The organism is Gimesia sp. (assembly GCF_040219335.1).
Taxonomy (GTDB): domain Bacteria; phylum Planctomycetota; class Planctomycetia; order Planctomycetales; family Planctomycetaceae; genus Gimesia.
The window spans coordinates 94,057-112,916 of record NZ_JAVJSQ010000012.1; the positions used below are offsets into that span (position 1 = coordinate 94,057).

General features: G+C 54.9%; 15 protein-coding genes. 12 read left to right on the forward strand and 3 right to left on the reverse strand.

Annotated features, from left to right (window positions below; all coding sequences use genetic code 11):
- Positions 1–156: 156 nt before the first annotated feature.
- A complete protein-coding gene (locus RID21_RS10880) occupies positions 157–675 on the forward strand; it encodes a GNAT family N-acetyltransferase (protein WP_350188824.1) in 519 nt (172 codons plus the stop codon).
- A gap of 35 nt (positions 676–710) precedes the next feature.
- Entirely contained in the window at positions 711–1,850 is a 1,140-nt protein-coding gene (locus RID21_RS10885; protein WP_350188826.1) for a WD40 repeat domain-containing protein, read from the forward strand.
- A gap of 103 nt (positions 1,851–1,953) precedes the next feature.
- Here RID21_RS10885 and RID21_RS10890 read toward each other — a convergent pair whose 3' ends face one another.
- The gene (locus tag RID21_RS10890) at positions 1,954–2,784 is read right to left on the reverse strand and encodes a hypothetical protein (RefSeq protein ID WP_350188828.1); all 831 of its coding nucleotides are present in this window, start codon (positions 2,782–2,784) and stop codon (positions 1,954–1,956) included.
- 99 nt (positions 2,785–2,883) lie between these two features.
- Here RID21_RS10890 and RID21_RS10895 point away from each other — a divergent pair, with 99 nt between their 5' ends.
- The 9 genes from RID21_RS10895 to RID21_RS10935 all read left to right on the forward strand — a co-directional run bounded on the left by RID21_RS10895 (position 2,884) and on the right by RID21_RS10935 (position 15,938).
- Complete coding sequence (locus RID21_RS10895) at positions 2,884–3,075, forward strand: hypothetical protein (protein WP_350188830.1); 192 nt, start codon at positions 2,884–2,886, stop codon at positions 3,073–3,075.
- 146 nt (positions 3,076–3,221) lie between these two features.
- The gene (locus RID21_RS10900; RefSeq protein WP_350188832.1) at positions 3,222–5,426 is read left to right on the forward strand and encodes a serine/threonine protein kinase; all 2,205 of its coding nucleotides are present in this window, start codon (positions 3,222–3,224) and stop codon (positions 5,424–5,426) included.
- A 212-nt stretch (positions 5,427–5,638) separates the two neighbouring features.
- Positions 5,639–7,075 (forward strand): sulfatase family protein, encoded by a 1,437-nt coding sequence (locus RID21_RS10905; protein WP_350188834.1) that lies wholly within the window; start codon positions 5,639–5,641, stop codon positions 7,073–7,075.
- Between the two features lie 36 nt (positions 7,076–7,111).
- Positions 7,112–8,620, forward strand: coding sequence for a sulfatase family protein (locus RID21_RS10910; RefSeq protein WP_350188836.1), 1,509 nt, complete (start codon positions 7,112–7,114; stop codon positions 8,618–8,620).
- A gap of 30 nt (positions 8,621–8,650) precedes the next feature.
- On the forward strand, positions 8,651–9,697 hold the full coding sequence (locus RID21_RS10915; protein WP_350188838.1) for an NHL repeat-containing protein: 1,047 nt from the start codon (positions 8,651–8,653) through the stop codon (positions 9,695–9,697).
- A gap of 37 nt (positions 9,698–9,734) precedes the next feature.
- Positions 9,735–11,879, forward strand: a complete 2,145-nt coding sequence (locus RID21_RS10920; protein ID WP_350188840.1) for a glycoside hydrolase family 71/99-like protein — start codon at positions 9,735–9,737, stop codon at positions 11,877–11,879.
- 178 nt (positions 11,880–12,057) lie between these two features.
- On the forward strand, positions 12,058–13,383 hold the full coding sequence (locus RID21_RS10925; RefSeq protein ID WP_350188842.1) for a DUF1501 domain-containing protein: 1,326 nt from the start codon (positions 12,058–12,060) through the stop codon (positions 13,381–13,383).
- A 114-nt stretch (positions 13,384–13,497) separates the two neighbouring features.
- Positions 13,498–14,538: a hypothetical protein gene (locus RID21_RS10930; protein ID WP_350188843.1), complete on the forward strand. Its 1,041-nt coding sequence runs from the start codon at positions 13,498–13,500 to the stop codon at positions 14,536–14,538.
- A gap of 149 nt (positions 14,539–14,687) precedes the next feature.
- Positions 14,688–15,938 (forward strand): hypothetical protein, encoded by a 1,251-nt coding sequence (locus RID21_RS10935; protein ID WP_350188845.1) that lies wholly within the window; start codon positions 14,688–14,690, stop codon positions 15,936–15,938.
- On the opposite strand, the gene RID21_RS10940 is transcribed toward RID21_RS10935, so the two are convergent.
- Both RID21_RS10940 and RID21_RS10945 read right to left on the reverse strand, forming a co-directional pair.
- Positions 15,924–16,979 carry a hypothetical protein gene (locus RID21_RS10940; protein ID WP_350188847.1) on the reverse strand — a complete coding sequence of 352 codons (1,056 nt, stop codon included), beginning with the start codon at positions 16,977–16,979 and terminating at the stop codon, positions 15,924–15,926. The two genes, RID21_RS10935 and RID21_RS10940, sit on opposite strands and share 15 nt — an antisense overlap.
- Before the next feature lie 11 nt (positions 16,980–16,990).
- Positions 16,991–17,710 (reverse strand): hypothetical protein, encoded by a 720-nt coding sequence (locus RID21_RS10945; protein ID WP_350188849.1) that lies wholly within the window; start codon positions 17,708–17,710, stop codon positions 16,991–16,993.
- A gap of 203 nt (positions 17,711–17,913) precedes the next feature.
- Here RID21_RS10945 and RID21_RS10950 point away from each other — a divergent pair, with 203 nt between their 5' ends.
- The gene (locus RID21_RS10950) at positions 17,914–18,825 is read left to right on the forward strand and encodes a hypothetical protein (RefSeq protein ID WP_350188851.1); all 912 of its coding nucleotides are present in this window, start codon (positions 17,914–17,916) and stop codon (positions 18,823–18,825) included.
- Positions 18,826–18,860: the final 35 nt, after the last annotated feature.

Consider the following 18,860-nt stretch of genomic DNA (forward strand, 5'->3'; position numbering starts at 1 on the left):
GTCCGATACGTTCGCTGTTTCATTTCAGTATAGCATCCCGAAATTCGACCGACACGTCTGTGGACTGTTTTTGTCTATCCGAATCTGAGGTGTCTCACTATGATGCTTTTGTCAACTTGAAGTTGAATCAGAGTGAAAGTCAGAGAGGTAAGATAGATGGTATTCGAGGCACAACCCACACTGACCGGCAGGCTGCTGGAACTGCGTCCGCTGCAGGAGGACGATTATGACGCATTGTTTGCGGTCGCCTCTGATCCGTTGATCTGGGAACAGCATCCGGCGTCTGACCGTTACCAGCCGGAGGTGTTTCAGAAATTCTTCCGGGACGCGATGGAATCGGGCGGGGCGTTGCTGGCGATCGATCAGGCGACCGGTGCCGTGATCGGTTCTTCACGCTACCACGGATATAACGAGAGTGCCTCCGAAGTGGAGATCGGCTGGACTTTCCTGGCACGTTCGCACTGGGGCGGACAGTACAACGGCGAAATGAAGCAGCTGATGCTGCAGCACGCATTTCAGTTTGTGGATTCGGTGATCTTTCTGATCGGTCCGGAAAACATTCGTTCGCAGCGGGCGGTGGAAAAGATCGGCGGTGTTCGCGACGGCAGCCGAACCGATGGTTCGGGGATGGAGAGCTGTCTGTTTCGGATTCGTGCGATTGATTATCAGGGGTAATCAAGTTCGTTTTTCTCTGACAGACAGGAGTATCTATGCGGTTCCATTGGATGATGATCCTGTTGTTGGGGGGGCTGTCTGCTCAGTTGGTTCTGGGAGCAGAGCCGGTTTCAGGAAAAACAAAGCACTCTTATGCCATTGTCTCAGAACTTAAAATACCCCGAAAACAGTATCCACAAGCCTTAGTAATCCGTTTTTCAGAAGATAACAGACGGATTACAGTTGTGACTGTGGAAGGGGTATATGTGTATGATCTTGATCGATCCCGTTGGGGGGCGAAATCAATTACTTTTCTGCAATATGCTGATAGAGCAGTCATTTCAGGTGACGGCAGCATACTGTTATGTGCTCACGATCATGGAAAAGCTACCCTGTGGGATCTTACCAGACTGGAGTTAATCTGGTCCTTCGACACAGGGAATAAGTTACTGGGGCCCTGTGCTCTATCTGCGGATGGTGAAACCCTCGCTTTGTTAAAGCAGGGGACAGTTTATCTGGGGCAGATCAGGGATAAGACTTTTAAGCATCTGTGGAAGCCTGCAGAAAAGGATGTTCGGGCCATTCGGTTCATTCCGGGGAAGACAACTCAGTTGGTCGGATTTGCACGTAAAGTTAAAACACAAGAGGAAGGGGGAGGAGTCAGTTGGGACCATGATGTTTATCTCTGGCGAGAGCAGTTGGATGGGACGTACTCCCGTCGGAAAATTCGAGAATCAACTTCTGAAAAGCGAACCATTGATAGCTTTACTTTAACTGGCGAAGATCTGACCCCGATTCAGTTTTCCCACGATGCCCAGCTGCTGGGAATCAATGAAGGGGAGGGAATTGAAATCTGGGAGCTGAACCAGGCAAAAAAACTACATACGATTCAACCTACTGAAACCTTTGTCGGTTCGATTTCGTTTTCAGGTGATAACCGGTTGCTGGCGACCGGGGGAGGCTTTCTGGTTCTTCCACCTTCCACCAGTTTAAAAAAGAACGCACTTCCTCAGCCAGTTAAAAGCATTCCTCTTAAAGGCAAGCTCAGTGTGTGGGAGATTTCTACAGGCAAACGGCTGGCGGAGATCGAACTGGGGATTCCTGTCGGTACAATCGATCTTGCTGACAAAACAGGTATGCTGGCTGCCAGCACTCATGGGACTTTGATTCTGCTCAAGCCTGATGCAGGGAGATGAGCGTTGCTGGAGCAGAATAAAATGCCAGTCGTACTTCAATTAGTATTGAAGGGCTTCTGTCGTCAGATCACAAGTCTGTGATTAATGAAATATGAGACGCCACTTAATTCTGTTGCTCCTGCTGTGCAGACTCAGCCTGTTCGGCAGACGTTTCGACGGCTTTGAGCAGTGATTTTAGTTCGGGCTGCAGGTGCTGCATTTCTGGATCTTCGATTAATGTCCGCAGGCGTTGCAGGGCTTCGGCGCGGCTGGCTTCTGGCAGAGCGGGCAGGATTACCGGGTAAGTGTCTTGCATGTAGCCGAGGAGCCTTTTGAGTTCCGAGGTGCGATAGAGGTGTGATTCGGTCGGGACTTTCAGATTGGCGATCACCACCGTTGCCAGATTTTTTCGCACGTTGTCCAGGCTTTCCATGCGCGTGGGGTAGGTGGGATCCTTCTCGTCCAGCGTGGGCAGAAATTCGTTGATGAGCTGCACAATGGTGGCGGATAAACGCAAAGTGGAGCCGATCATTTCGATCAGTTCGCTGTCGGCGACTTTCTGGTCTGCAAATGCAGTGGCATAGAGGACCAGAATCTGATTACTGGACTGCATCAGCAGGATGGCTTCATGCACACGGACCTCGATGGGAGAACCCTCGTTCTGATACAGGTCCAGATTCTCGGCTGAGGTGATCCGGTCGAAGAGCTTGCCGGACTGGGGGCTCTGGTAACGCGGGAGCAGCGCAGCGTCCTCTTTGGTCAGCTTGCCCAGGGCTTCGGCTGCCTGCTGCATGTCACTGCCGGTCCAGTTGCGATCGTGGGCGGGGACTCCGGCTTCCAGGTACTCAGCTAACGGTAATGAATGATCGTCGGGAACCTGATTGTCACTGGCCGGGGCAACGGGCAGCGGGGGATCGGTGGCTACGGAATCGGCAGAGTCTGAACAGCCAGACATGCCGACCAGGGAGAGAAGCAAAATCAAAAGTGAGCAGGGGGAGATGAAAGGTCGCAAGGTATACCTCGGGCATCAGGTTGACCAGTTGATGGGGAGTGTGTGGGGACATTGTTTCAGGTGCCGGCGATTGAATCAATGCCGTTTGCCGACCTGCCATTTTCCGGCTTTTTTTCTAAAACAGGATATTTCACCGCCCGGTTTCGCGAAGCATTCCGCCTGAAAGGATGTGGACGCGGTCTGCGAACTGAGAATTCGGTTTCCATGGGCGAGACGTTTGTGCATAATGACTGATTCGGCCCGGGCAGTTTCTGGTTCCGGGGCCTGGGAGAATCTCTCCATTTCAAAGTAGAGAAAGAAACGAGACACAGGTTAAGCGACCGTTAAATTCAGGCAATAGTTGCTGTCTGATGCTGAGGGCCATTCACTGCGAGGTGACCATGTTGGAAGAGCACGAGCTGATGGAAGGTGATCTGGATCAGATTATTGCCAGTCTGATGCGGAAGATCGACCAGGGGGAGAAAATTGATGCTCAACAGCTGGTGATGGATCATCCGCATCTGCAGGCAGAGCTCGAAGCTTATCTGGCTGACGTGGCACTGATCGAAAAACTTGCCGGACCCACCGCATCGGAGCAGTGTTACGCTTCCGAGTGGAATGCGAAGGCAGAGCAGACGGCCCATTATGGGCAGGGCGGTCATTCTGAGTCTGGTACAGAGAGCCAGCTGTTGCAGGGGCGTTTCGGTCGCTACCAGATTGAAAAGGTGCTGGGGCAGGGGGCGATGGGAACCGTGTACCTGGCGGAGGACCTGGAACTGGAACGGCAGGTGGCGTTGAAAGTGCCCAGACTGGATGATTCCGAGTCAGCCGAGATGATGCTGGAGCGTTTTTATCGTGAGGCGCGTTCCGCGGCCACACTGCGACATCGGGGGATCTGTCCTGTCTATGATGTCGGGTGCGAGGAGGGGGTGAGTTACATCTCCATGGCTTTTATTCCCGGGATGCCGCTGGCGACTTGTATCGCCCAGGGGAAAATCAATTCGCAGCGGAAGATCGGGATCGTGATGCGCAAGCTGGCCCTGGCGCTCGAAGCGGCACACCAGCAGGGAGTGATCCACCGCGATCTTAAGCCGGCGAATATTATGCTGGATGAAGATAACGAGCCCGTAATCATGGACTTCGGACTGGCCCGTCAGCTGGGTAAGCAGGAAGCGGAACGTTTGACGGTTGCCGGTATGGTGATGGGATCGCCGGCGTATATGTCTCCCGAACAGGTCACCGGTGACCTTGATGCAGTGGGGCCTCAGAGTGATATCTACAACCTGGGTGTCATCTTGTTCGAACTCCTCACAGGCCGGCTGCCATTCCAGGGACCAGCCGTGGTTCTGATCGGACAAATTCTGACAGCAGAGCCCGTTCCCCCGTCCCGTCAGGTAGAGGGAGTGGCACCCGAACTCGAAGCGATCTGCCTGAAAATGCTGGCGAAGAAAATGGACGATCGTTATCAGTCGATGCAGGAAGTCGTCGATGCGCTGACTGCCTTCCTTAAAAAATCAGGACAGACCTCTGCAGCCAAAAGTAAGCGAAAGTCATCTACGACAGCGGAGCGGCAACCGGTGTCTGACTGGTTTGGTTTCCGGAATGGTTCTGTGTCAGGTCGGGCGGTGTTGCTGGCGGCTGCACTGCCGATCGTATTTCTGCTGGGGGCGATCGTCCTTTTGTTCCGTGCCGGTGAGCGGACCGTGCAGGTGACGATTGATGATCCGTCAGCCGTGGTGACCATCGATGGAAAACAGCGAGTCAGATTTTCAGGCAAGCAGGGTGAGGTCGAACTGGCGATCGGCCCGCATGAAGTGACAGTGACCCACAACGGGACTATCGTCAAAGGCTATGATCAGTTTCATTTTGTGGTTGCGGAAAACGGGAACGAACCGCTGGTCATCGAAGTGCTGGATCAGACTGCACCACCTGTTGAAAAACCAGTGGCAAAACCTGCCAGCGAAAGTCCTCCCCTGAATGAACCCGATTCCGTGCTGGCCCGACTGCTGGCGATGATGCGACAGAAGCCGGTCATGGTTCAGGAGTTTGACTTTAAACGTGGTCCGGACAAGATTGGCGTTTCAAATGTTACCTTTCGGAACGGTCGTATGTTGATCGAGATGAATTCGGGTTTCCATGATGGTGCCTGGCCCTGGGCCGACGGGAACGGATCGGGGCTGATTCAAGTGGATGTGAAGCTGCTGGAAGGTGCCGGCTGGCTGGTGAATCTGCATACTTCTGAAGATATCGGTTTTCTCATCGAATTGAAGAATGGGGAAATGGCCGCCCGAGCTTCTCTGTTCGGGGACCGGAAGAATACGTTGATGCCCGGGTACAAACTACTGGAGAAAGAAGCACCGACCCGCGGGGTGAACCAGATCGATCAGTTACTGATTCTGATCGAAGGCCGCAAGATCACCGTGTTCTTAAATGGGAAACAGTGTGGAGAACCATTTACGCTCGATTTTGACATCGGTAAGTACAGTGTGCTGGTCGGGGCGTTGAATAATAACCGAGAAAAGATTACGAAGGTGGAGTATGAACGGATCCGGATCTTCCCGCTGTTGCCTACACCGCATACAGAGACGGAGGCTGCTGCCCCCTGAGGGGGCTGACTCCACTGATTGTGCATCTCACGTGGATTCCGTGTGAAGCGCGGAATGATCCTGAATTACGAAAGACATGAAAAACAGGAAAGTTCCTGTTCTCGTCTACTGCTTCCAGCTAGCATAGCAATAACAGACTACGATTGCTTTCTTCATAATCGTCGCTGCTGAATGAAACGCGGCGACCGTTGATTACAGGACAGGAAACAGAGATGAAGCAGTTTGCATTGATGTTGTGTTTTGTGTTTTGTGCGGCAGAGACGACCTCAGCAGCCGTTCCCCAGTCTGCGAGCACAGCCCGACGGCCAAATATTATTCTGATCATGGCGGATGACGTCAGCTGGGAATGTTTTAGCAGTTACGGGGCGGAAGATTACGAGACGCCGCACATCGATGCACTGGCGAAGCAGGGCATCCGGTTTACGAACTGTTATTCCACGCCGCTCTGCACGCCGTCCCGCGTGAAGCTGATGACGGGGAAATACAATTTTCGCAACTACACGCATTTCGGCTATCTGAATCCCAATGAGAAAACCTTCGGTCAGCTGCTGCAGTCGGCGGGGTATAAGACGGCGATCGCGGGGAAGTGGCAGTTGAACGGGCTGTATCACAAGGCGGAAGGTTGCAAGGATAATACGCGGCCGTTCAAAGCGGGCTTTGATGAGTATTGCCTGTGGCAGGTGACGACGGGGGTGAAAGTCAAAGAGGGGGGCGGCGAGCGGTTCTGGAGCCCGCCGCTGGAACAGAACGGCAAATATTTTTCGATTGAAGACAACCAGGGGAAGTACGGCCCGGACATCATGTCGGACTTCCTGTGTGACTTCATCAGAAAGAACAAGGATCAGCCGTTCTTTGTCTATTATCCGAGTACGCTGGTGCACAATCCGTTTGTGCCCACGCCCGACACGATTGGATCGGCACCGCGAACACAGGCTGCGAACAAACAGCCCAAAGGGAAAGCGGCCCGGAAAGCCAACTTTGTGGCGATGGTCAATTACCTGGATCAAATTGTAGGGAAGCTGGTTAAACAGGTGGAGGATGTCGGCCAACTGGAGAATACGCTGATCCTGTTTACCGCCGACAATGGCACCAATGTCAGAATTACCTCACAGTGGAACGGACAGACGATTCATGGCGGGAAAGGTTCGACTACCGACATGGGCACGCATGTGCCGCTGGTCGCGTACTGGAAAGGACACACGCCGCAGGGTGTGGTGCTGGATGATCTGGTTGATTTCACCGACTTCTATCCCACGTTCGCCGCGATGGCCGGGATCAAGCTGGGGAAAGACGATCCCATCGACGGACGCAGTTTTCTGCCTCAGCTCAATGGCCAAGCGGGAGAGCCCCGGAAGTGGGTACTGAATCACTACCAGCCTTACTGGGGCCGGTTTCAGGGGGATCAGTATGTACGGAACGCGGGTTTCAAACTGTACCGCGACGGGCGGTTCTTCCATGTGCCCGTCGATCTGACCGAGAGTCAGAACATCGCCGCAGGCCAGGCCGGAGCTGTTGGAGAGAAGGCACGCGGGATGCTGCAGCAGACGCTGTCGACCATTCCCCCCCCGCCGCCGGTCAAGGGAGGTCCGAATGCAGGGGCGCGGCCCAACTACCCGGACTGGCGGAATATTGTGAACCCGAATGATTAGTGGTTGTTTCTGAAGTCAGACCAGAAAGAAGTAAACGTGAAGCGCGCTCCCATCAAAGGCTTACTGTTTCTGCTATTGCTCACATGGATTGTGGTGTTTCCTGTGCGGGCGGAAGAGTCCGTGAGGAACCCTGGTACAAAGCGAGAGGGAAAGCCGAATATCGTCTGGATCCTGGTGGACGACATGTCGTGTCACTTTGGTTACCAGGGAGAAAAACTGGTTGAGACACCGCAGGTCGATCAACTCGCGCGGGAAGGGGTCATCTTCAGTAATGCTTATGCGACGGCTCCGGTCTGTTCTGCATTTCGCTCAGCGGTGATCACGGGGATGTATCAGACCACAATTGGTGCGCATCATCATCGCAGCTCCCGGGGAGAATTAAAGATTCATTTGCCGGAAGGGATGCAGACGATCCCTGAGCTGTTTCGTGCAGCCGGTTATTTCACCACGAATGCCAACCCGGAGGGGACCCGCCCGGGAAAAGAAGATTACAACTTCGTTTACCAGAAAGCGGATCTCTATGATGGATTCGACTGGAGAAAACGGGCGCCCGGCCAACCGTTCTTTGCGCAGTATCAACTTCAGGGAGGGAAACTGCGAAATGTCGATCGCTGGTATGCAGAAGTCAAAGCCGGTCTGAAACAGCTCGTAACGGCAGACGAAGTCACGCTGCCGCCGTACTACCCGGACCATCCCGTGATCCGCGAAGACTGGGCTGCCTATTTGAACTCCGTGTCCTACACCGATTATCAGGTGGGAAACATCCTCCAGCAGTTGAAAGAAGAAGATGTACTCGACAATACCATTGTCTTTTTTCTGACCGATCATGGCATCAGTCATGCCCGTGGCAAACAGTTCCTCTATGAGGAAGGGGTGAAAATCCCGTTTGTTGTCTGGGCTCCAGAGTATTTACCTGCGGGAGAAGTACGCGATGATCTGATTGCTCAGATTGATCTTTCCGCGACGAGTCTGGCACTGGCGGGAATCGAAATTCCGAAGTGGATGCAGGGACGTCCCCTGTTTGGTTCGCAGGCAAAGCCGCGTGCGTATGTGGTGTCAGCCCGCGACCGTTGTGATGAAACCGTAGACCATATCCGCAGTATCCGCAAAAGCAATTTCAAGTATATCCGTAATTACCTGCCTCAACGCCCGTATCTACAGCCGTGTAAATATAAGGACGGGAAACCGTTCATGCCGGTGCTGCGCGAATTAAATGCTGCGGGAAAGTTGAATGCGGTGCAGTCTCTGCACCTGGCTGAGACGCGGCCGGAAGAAGAGCTCTACGATCTGACTCAAGATCCCTGGGAGATTCACAATCTGGCTGGCGACCCGGCATTTAAGCAGCAGGTCGCACAAATGCGATGTCTGCTGACCCACTGGGAACTCGAGACGGACGACCGGGGTCGTTTTCCTGAAGCGGAGGCGATGTACGATAGTGATATGGCGCCCTACCTGGCGAAGAGTCGCAAACGGAATCCGGCTGAGGCGAAGAGCCTGGAAGCGAATATTAATTTGATGAAACGCTGGCGTGCTGCAGGTAAATGAGAGAAGCATCTGAATTTAAAAGGATTAATCATGTACCACCATCAACTGCATCGACGCGATTTTCTTTGTCAGAGTCTGCTCACCGGAGCCTGTGCGCTGGGGGCGGGGCGGCTGGCTGCAGATGAACGGCCGCTGCCTGTATTCGGGCAAGGGAAGTTTCGTTATCGGCCTGTCGCCGGGTGGGGTGTGTTGGATGAGCGGACGCCGGTGAAGAACTGCAGTGCGATGGTGGTCGATGCACGGGGGCGGATTTATTTACTTACCGATCATTGTGCGAATAATGTGATCGTGTATGACCGGGACGGGAAGCTGCTGCAGAAATGGGGGACGCGGTTTCCCGGAGCCCATGGTCTGGAAATTGTGCAGGAAGAGGGTCGGGAGGTGCTGTTCATTACCGATCTGAATCTGCACCGGGTCTTCAAGACGACGCTGGACGGCGAAATTCTGATGGAGCTGTCGTATCCCAAGTCGACGGGCAAATATGCTAATGAGAAAGAGTATCGCCCCGCCTGGACGCTACATCTGCCGAACGGGGATTTTTTCGTACTCGACGGCTACGGCAAAGATTACATCCTGCGTTACAACCGTGCGGGAAAGTTGCTGGATTACTTCGGCGGTCCGGAAGGGGGCATCGCCCACTGGGGACCGCACGGGGGCGTGGTTGATACGCGTGGTCCGGGGGCGCCCGAACTGGTCATCGCGATGAGCGATCAGCAGACGATCAAGCGTCTCACGCTGGAAGGGAAGCTGATCGAGGAGATATCGCTGCCCGGTTCGAATCCGCGGATGATCCAGATTGTGGGCGAACACATGTTTGTGCCCCATCTGGCGGATAACTGGCCGAAAGACCGGGAGAGCAAGGGGTATATTTCGGTGCTGGATCGCGATTATAAAATTGTGTCGAATATCGGCGGGACGGCTCCGCAGTACGTGAATGGTAAGTTGCAGCCGATGTCGCAACAGGGGGGCTTCTTCCGGCATCCGCATGACCTGGTGGTTGCTGCGGACGGAGCCATTTATGTGCCGCAGTTTGCGTCCGGAAATACGTATCCGGTCAAGCTGGTGCCTGAAGTCTGATTGTTAGTTTATCCGAACAGGATCTGGAAATAGAGATATGAATCGAAACGCTGCTCCATTTGTTATGCTGCTGGTCAGTCTGCTGGCCTGCCTGGTGCAACCGCTGGCTGCCCAGGATGAGAAGGCTGTGCAGCCGGTCGATCCCGGGACGTTGACCGGAAAAGTCATGGTGGGTTACCAGGGCTGGTTTAACTGTCCTGAGGATGGCTCCGGGTTGGGCTGGAAGCACTGGGCCCGGCTGGGGCATAAGCAGTTCGGTCCGGGAAATGTGACCGTGGATCTGTGGCCCGATATTTCGGAACTGGATGCCGATGAACGCTATGCGACCGGATTTCGTCATGATGACGGCAGCCGGGCGGAAGTTTTCAGCAGTGCGAATCGTAAAACCGTGCTGCGACACTTTCGCTGGATGCAGGAATACGGGATCGATGGGGCCTTCCTGCAGCGATTTGCTTCCGGGCTGTCGAATATGAGACTGCTTCAGAATAAGAACCTGGTGTTGAACCATGTTCGCGAGGGAGCCAAAGAGTCGGGACGCACGTTCGCCGTGATGTATGACCTGAGTGGTCTGCAGGCGGGCGAGGTCGAGCGCGTCTTTGACGACTGGACGGAACTGCGCGAGATACAGCGCGTGGCCGAGGATACTCAATACCAGCGGCACAACGGGAAACCATTGGTCGCGGTGTGGGGTATCGGCTTCAGTGATGATCGGCCGTATTCACTCCAGGAATGTTTCGAACTGGTTAAACTGTTCAAGGGGAACGGCTGCGCGGTGATGCTGGGCGTTCCGTCCTACTGGCGCGAGGGGACGCGGGATGCGGTTGACGATCCGCTGCTGAAGGAGATTATCAAAGCCGCTGATGTAATCAGTCCCTGGTCGGTGGGTCGCTATCGGAGTCCCAAAGAGGCGAATCGGCATGCGGAACGGGTCTGGCAGCCGGATCGTCAATGGTGCGCAGAAGAGGGGCTCGATTTCCTGCCGGTTGCGTTTCCGGGATTCAGCTGGCACAACCTGCAGGGCGGGGAACTGAATCAGATTCCGCGGCGGAAGGGGGATTTCCTCTGGTCCCAGATCAAGGCGGCCGAGCGGATTGGCTGTGGGATGCTGTATATCGCGATGTTCGATGAAGTGGACGAAGCGACGGCGATTTTCAAATGTACCAATCACCCGCCGACCGGGAACGGGGGCAAGTTTGTCACGTACGAAGGGTTGCCCAGCGATCATTATCTCAAGCTGGCCGGCAAGGCGAGTCGGCTGATGAAAGGGGTCGGCAAAAAGGCCCCCGTGAAAAAGGAAGATGAACGTCGGCTCCTGATCGGCTATGGGGAAGGGATTCTGGAACTGAACGGGCAGAATGACATTGTCTGGCATTACCAGCAGCCCGGCATTGAAACCGTCTACGATGCCTGGAAGCTGCCGAACGGGAATGTGCTGTTTGCGCACCGGTTCGGCGTGCGGGAAGTCAATCAGGCGAAAGAGACGGTGTGGGAGTACAAAGTCCCCCCGATCAAGGGGCAGCAGGAGATCAATTCCTGTCAGCCGTTGGGTGATGGAAAGGTGCTGATTCTGGATTGCGGCAATCAGAAGTTGCTGGAAGTGGACCGGCAGCAGAACGTAACGTGGTCGATTGATCTGCCCGATGGCGGCAAGAATGTTCACAACCGGTATATGCAGGCACGCAAGACGCCGCAGGGGACGTATCTGATTTCGTATCGTGACAACAAGGTGATACTGGAATTGGATTCTAAGGGGCAAGAGGTCTGGCGGTACGACTTGAAACCGCAAGACCGCCCGTTTACGGCGATCCGTCTGGCAAACGGGCGGACGCTGATTCCCTGTATTACGTCGTATCAGATTATCGAAGTCGATCCCGAGGGGAAGATCACCTGGATTCTGGACAAGCGGGACGACCTCGGTTTTGAACTGTTGTATCCGGTGGGTGTGCAGGTGCGGAACAACGGGAACCTGGTGGTGATCAATTCCGACTATCATCATCGCAAAGGGATGGATAACGACGTGCAGGCGTTTGAAATCACTCGTGACAAACGCGTGCTCTGGAAGTTGATGAAAACGGATCTGGAAGAGGATGGCAAAGTCCCCGTGGTCGAACGCGGCACCAAAATGCCGTCGCATCATCTGCTGAGTATTCAGGTGCTGGGGGAACCGGCGGGGTTGAAGTAAGTTTCTCTGCAGTTTCTCTGTCCTCTCTATTGAATCACAAGTCGAAGACTATGCTGGATATATGCATTGCTGTTGATGTATGGCCGTGGATCGTGTACAATAGCGCCTTCCCACCTGTCGGCAATGAGTGCCGACCCCCGCAACCATCCCACCTGACACACCCGGGAAAGGAGCAGGAATGTCTCGACGAACCTCTGAATTTTGTGATGGAATCTCGCGACGCTCAGTCATTAAAGCAGGTCTGACCGGCCTGATGGGGCTGTCTCTCCCCGAAATTCTGCGTCTCAAAGCCCAGGCTGCCTCGACGAACGGTCGAAAGCAGGACAATACGGCGATCATCTTTCTGGAACTGGCGGGGGGACCGACGCAGCATGAGACTTACGATCCGAAACCCAATGCACCTGCCGATTATCGTGGGCCGCTGAATCCGATCAGCACCTCTGTCCCAGGCGTGCAGTTCAGTGAGTTCATGAAAGAGCAGGCACGGGTGATGGATAAGCTGGCGGTCATTCGCTCGATTCATCACAATTCGGGCAGCCATCGGACCAGCAGTCACCTGACGCAGACCGGGTATTATCTGCGCGATCGACAGAGTAACGAAAATGAAATGCCGAGCATCGGCTGTATTACCTCCAAGGTCCGCGGCAGTAACGAACAGGGAATTCCCGCGTACGTTTCACTGCCTCGCGACATGCGATTTGGTCGCGCCGCCTGGCTGGGCAAGGGGTATAACCCGTTCATTACCGCCCGCGATGCAGACCGAAAGAACTTTGAGGTGCCCAACCTGACGCTGTTACGCGGTCTGACTTCAGAACGTCTCAAAGACCGCAAGCAGTTACTAAAGGGGTTTGACGCCACACGCGAGATCATCGACAACAACGGCGTGGGCGATGCCATGGATCAGTTCACCCGGGAAGCCTTCGAGATGGTGGCCGGCGATGCGGCGCGGAATGCCTTTGATATCTCCCAGGAAGATGAGGCGACGCGCGACCGATACGGCAGGAACTCCTTCGGCCAGAATATTCTGCTGGCCCGCCGCCTGGTGGAACACGGGGTGACCGTCGCATCGGTACGGGTGACCGGCCCCAGCTGGGACGACCATCGTGATCTGGTCAAACGGATGAAGCAGAAAGCGATTCCCTACGACCGCGCCTTCGCGGCACTCGTGGAAGATCTGCACGCCCGCGGCATCGATAAAAAGGTGATGGTGGTAGCGATGGGCGAATTCGGTCGGACGCCGAAATTCAACAAGAACGCGGGCCGCGATCACTGGGGCCGTGTGATGAGCGTCGCTTTAGCGGGCGGCGGCATCAAAACCGGCCAGGTGATTGGTGCCTCCGACGCAGAAGGCGGGACGCCTATCGACGCGCCGTATCGCCCTGAGAATGTGCTGGCGATGCTCTACCGCCACCTGGGCATCGATCCCTCGACCACGTTCCTGGATCACAGTGGCCGCCCGCGGTACATCCTGGAACGCCGGGAGTTGATCAGCGAGCTGATTTGAGCTGACAATGATCTTGCTTCAGCAATTCTGAATTAGTTTGATCCCGCGACGGGCGTTTTCGTTTTCGAAACTATGGTTTTGAAATGCGAAAAATGTGGCGGCAACCGGAGGGTGGTGTTCCGCATTATCCAGTCCGACGTCTGCAAGGAGTGCGGCCATATCCCGTTGTCGGGACGTTTGGTGCGGCTGATTCTGCAAGTGGTTGCCGTGTGGATGTTTGCGGACGGATGGTCGCGTTTTCGGGTATACCGGCTGGAGGGGGGCCTGATTTGTCTGGCTGGGATTGTTCTCTTTGTCTGGGCAACACACAATTTCCGCGCGAAAGTGAAAAGACTGCTCGCGGTGGTTCGAAAGGTTACTGTCAGGACTTCCAAATGGTCACTGGGGTTTCTCTGGCTGGTGCTGCTCATCGTGCCTGTCTGGCTCTGGTGGGATGCCAGTTTTCAATCCGCGTATACCTGGGCACGGGTTGATTTGAGTATCCCAGATGACATGGGGGAGGGATATCTCAAGCTGAGCTCATTGAGTGATCTGATGATTCCAGTTACGGAAGAACCCTCATTTTACCAGAGGACGCATTCTTTTTCGGTCCTCGGTTCCCGAATTGCTGCGATGATCTTCATCATGTGTGGGAGTGCAGTTGCTTTGTTGCTGGCTGGGATGCACGTCATTCTGAGGGGCACGAGTAAAACCTATCTGCTCGGGTTCACATTGGTTGTCTGTGGCCTCGTGTTTATCACATCTCAGCAGGACAATCTGCTCTGGTACGCGGCGCGATACCGTATTTCGAATGATTTACCCCGGTTTCAAAGAGCGCTGGAACCGTTATTAGAGGAGTGGCCTACGAGACCTGGAACACTGCCAGAGATTGGCAGGTATTTTGCGCATGAAAAACGCCCAGGAAAACTCACCCCTTTGGGAAAGACGCAGTATCGAACCTACGAACAATTCGGTGCGGACGTTGAACAGCTTCCTGACGGCGGCGTCAGTTTTGCGCTGTCGCCGCACTACCTGTACCTGCTGGAATATCATCCGCCAGGGAGCAGCGGTCCGCAGTTCGAAATTAGCGGTGACAACTGGACTTCATACCTCGTCCGATCAGATCAGCTCGTGGAGAACTGGTATCTGACGCAGTATGATGCGGTACGGAAGTGAAGGTGAGGCTCGCTACTCTCAGCATGCTGTTTCGAAAAGACGCTCCACTGAATAATCCCGCTTGAAAATGCAGACGGTTCAAAAGTACCATAGAGATTCAATCTCTGCTTGTTCTGTTGAGTTGGTGATTCTCTCGAAAGGCGGATGTGATGTTACGCTGGAATATGCTGCTGCTGATCCTGGCTGGGACTTTGGGTCTGTGTTGTGGTGACAGAGCTGTGGCGGCCGAGGAGGCTGTGCTGCCTCAGATTCCTGCGATGAGCGCCGATGCGTTTTTTGCGCTGCCGGTGGAGGAGCAGCGGGCCGTGCTGATTGAGGCCCTGGAACAACGGTTGCGGTTGTTTGAGAATATTTCCTACGAGGCCCGCAGTCGCAGATATAAAGTACACGCCGATCTGGTTGCCTTTCCGTACCAGGGATCAATCCCGGATCCTGCTGATGAGATCATCTTACGCGCTGAAGGTCGGACCCGTCGCCTGGGCGAATCGTTCCGGGATGATTTCACATTCACGGTGCCGAAAACCCCCGAGCACGAGGAGATCCGAGACGCCACGATGATCAAAGTCTGTGATGTGCAGCAGGGCGAAGTTCGGTCTGCAACTCTGGTTAACGGGAAGGAAGAGTCCCAGTCGCGGGGGCAGATATCGCACCTCAAAGAAGGACAGAATCCGGCTGGGATGCTGACACGCTGGGGGCGTGGGACATCGGAGCAGCATCGGATTTTCTTCATTCAGGATGCGGTGCAGGCATTAGAGACAGCTGAGGTAGATCTGGAGGCGTCACCAAGCATTAAGTCGGGGCAGATTGGTGATCGGAAAACGATTTCGATTTCGTATCCAATCAAGGTCGAACGTCGGCAGAGTTGGACGGGTATCATGTGCGTGAATTTTGATCCCGCGCGTCAGTTTCTTCCGCTGGCTTATCGGCTGGAGCGGTTTGATCAACGCATCGAAGGTCGAAAATTGCGCTGGTTTGAGGCCATGCGTGTTGAGCAGGCAGAACAGCAGCAGGGGATCTGGTTTCCGCAGCGACTGTATTTACTTCAGGGGACCGAGTTGCCTACGGCCAAAGCCGGAGGATCCGCACTGGAAATTCAGGTTGAGTCTGTCTCATTTGGGACAGTGACTTCCGAAGACCTGGCGTTCACCTTTCCTGCAGGGGTGGAGGTGAGGAACTATACTAACGGCGTTCGTTTTACCACTGACGGGAAGGGGGGCGTGCAGGGTGAGGTCGAGGGGATTCCGTACCTGAATGGCTACTATCTGGGGAGCCTGTTTGGTCCCGGCATTCTCAAATATCTGTTTCCCTGTGTGGGGATCTCAACCTTTCTTTTGGGCTGGTACCTGGTTCGTCGACAGGAACGGATTGAACGTGAGCAGTCTGTGTCAGCTGGCGTCTAAGACCAGCTGTGCCTGTTGTTCGGAGAGGATGCCCTGCAGGGCGACCTGTTCGGCGTGTTTCAGGAATGCTACCTGGCTGTGAGAGACGAGGGGGAGGTCCTGTTTCGCCTCTGTTGTCTGTGAAGTTTCGATCCAGAGTAAGCCGCGTTGTGTGACCTGGGTCAACTGCTGCAGGAATTCCTGCTGTTTGACAGAGAGGTTGAGCTGCTTCTGTTGCTGGCGGATGCTGCGGAAGATTGGGGAACGCGATTCCAGTGCCAGGCGCTGTTGATCGTCATTTGAGAGTGGGGGCGTGGCAGGCAGAACCTCGGGCTGTTGTGGCTGAATGAGTAGTGCATTGTATTTTGTGTTTTGGGCCGGTGTCAGGACAGCACGCGTTGCACGGCGAAATTCTTCCTTGTACAGATCGATGCCGGCCTGGATGTCGCGTTGATCCGCTTTGGGCCGCATTGAGCCGAGGAACAGAGGTTTGGTACTCTTGTTGTAATTCGTCTGCGCCTGCTGCAGCTGACGTTTCTGAGTTGTTGTCAGTTCAAAGAGTTCCTGGGTCAGGTCAACGTATAAAGCGTGCCATTTACGGACTGCAATGTAGTGCTGCAGGCTGTAGCGGGTTTGTGTGGGGGAGAGCAGGCCGGTGAACGTCATGAACTGACCGTGGTGGATAGCCTGAGCCTGACGTGTTTTGCTCCGTTCCAGGTAGGCGGTGAAGTCCCGGGGGTTGCCGGCCAGGTAATCGGCGTCCCGACTGAAGGTTTCCAACTGTGCCAGGAAGATCAGGCGATCCAGGCTGGCGATGGTCTGTTCCTGGTTGTCGGTCAGCGGGAGGCGTGGTTTGCCGCTCCGGTGAGCGTGGGCCAGATCGCCGATGAAGAGATAGCCGGTGTGGAAGATAAACTTTCGCCTCATCCTCAATCCACCGCTCAGTTCCTGCGTCCGTTTGGCCCGGGCGGCGTCGGTCAGGGGTTCCTCCGCATATCCCGGAACGACTGACTGCAGTGTGCAGATAGTTACGATGACAACTGTTGAGAGTAAACGGAGCATATGATTCTCCTTCAAACCGGTCTGAAGGTCAGGAATTCCCGCAGGGGACGTTTGATGAGTGAGTGCATCATGGAAGCGAAGATGACCAGAAAGATGCCGCCGACAATGATCGACATCCAGGTGGGGCCGATGGTGTAGCCCAGCCAGTTGATCAGCTTTTTCATGCCACTGCGGCGTCCCGAGAATTCGCGACTCGGATCGGCTTCGGTGGAGAGGAAGATCATGAATCCGCCGATGGCCGCCGTGAGTACCAGGCCGAGCAGGGGCCCCTGCAGGACAGACCAGGCATCGGCTTCTTCTTCACCGGCGGTGCCTCCCAGATGATGACGGACCGCTTCGAAAATCTGTCTGTGTTCGCCTTCGTTACCCTCGGTGATTTTCTGTTTTTTGCCGGCCTGGTCGATGATGGTGAGCTGCTGCAGACCTTCCGTGTAGGTGATACGGGCCAGCTCTGCGCGCGGCAGGAAGGTTCCCTTGGATTCTGCGGCGATGATCGCGGTTGCCTCATCCGGTTGTGCGTTGATGCGTCCTACGAGTTCTTCGAGGACTTTCGGCTTTTTGATATCGAGCAGCCAGGCAATGCCCGTGGGGTCGATCTGCATCACGTGCAGCAGGGTGCTGTCACCCGAACTGGTCGACCAGACCATGACCGTCGGGTCATGCTCAGACGCGGTGATATCGGTGGCAGATTCGGAGGGTACGAGTGCTTCAGGCGTGAGTTCATCATTCATGGGGAATCCAGCTCTACATTGAATTGACGTGCAGGAAAGACAGGAAAACGAACGTTGTTCATGACTCGACTTTTGTTCCGATGTGTATTTCGCCATTGTTGATTGCCGCTTTCAGGGAGTCAAGAAAATTATCACTGGCGCATCTGAAAATCATCATCCGGTCTGCATTCGTATTTTGGGATGCGCTGCAGTAGACTGCGGGTATGTCTGAATCGCGTCAGAAAACTGAAGGGTGGGAGTGTTTAGAAGAGGAGGGGGCGGGGCCGTTTATTACGCGCCGTCTGTTTCGTCACGCCGACGGCACTCTGTGGGAGTGGCTGTCACGTAAGCACCGCAAGGCTCTGATTGCCCGTGAAATCGGTCTGGCGGAAGCGATTGGCCAGCTGCTGATTCGCTGTCTGTGGATGCCGGGCGAGCTAAACTGGTGGATTGGAAGTCTGTTCGCATTCGGGTCGTTGCTGTTTGCGACGGCGAGTGTGCTGTTACTTGCACCCGAGCTGGCGAACGCGCTGGCATTGAGTTCAACTCAAGTGAATGCGATTTACTTTGCCGGTTCGCTTCCCTTTACGACTGCCGCCTATCTGCAACTCTACCAGGCCGCGAATGCCGGGCCACTGCCGGACGAGCCCGATCATTTCGGGAAACGATACCGTCTGTTGGGGTGGAAGCCGTGGAAGGCGGGCTGGTTGAGTTGTGCCTTGCAGTTTGTGGGAACGATCCTGTTTAACATCAATACCTTCGATGCACTGTGGCCCGGGCTCACGTGGTTCCAGACTGATCTTCTGGTGTGGGTTCCCAACTTTGCGGGCTCGGTGCTGTTTCTGGCCTCCGGTTACCTGGCGTATATTGAGATCTGCCATCATTACTGGGGCTGGCGATCGGAGAATCTTTCGTGGTGGATTGTGGTGATCAACCTGCTGGGCTGCGTGGGCTTTATGGTCTCCGCCTGTTTTGCGATTTCGCTTCCCGGTCCGACAGTCGAGTGGATGGGGACTGTCGCGGTTGCCTTTACGCTGCAGGGGGCGATCTGTTTTTTTCTGGGGGCCGTGTTAATGCTGCCGGAAACGGTGCGCGAGGAAGCGCAGGCACCGAAACCGGCGGTCGAGAGTGTCTGACTCGATTACGCTGATGCGATGAACTGAACGCCGGC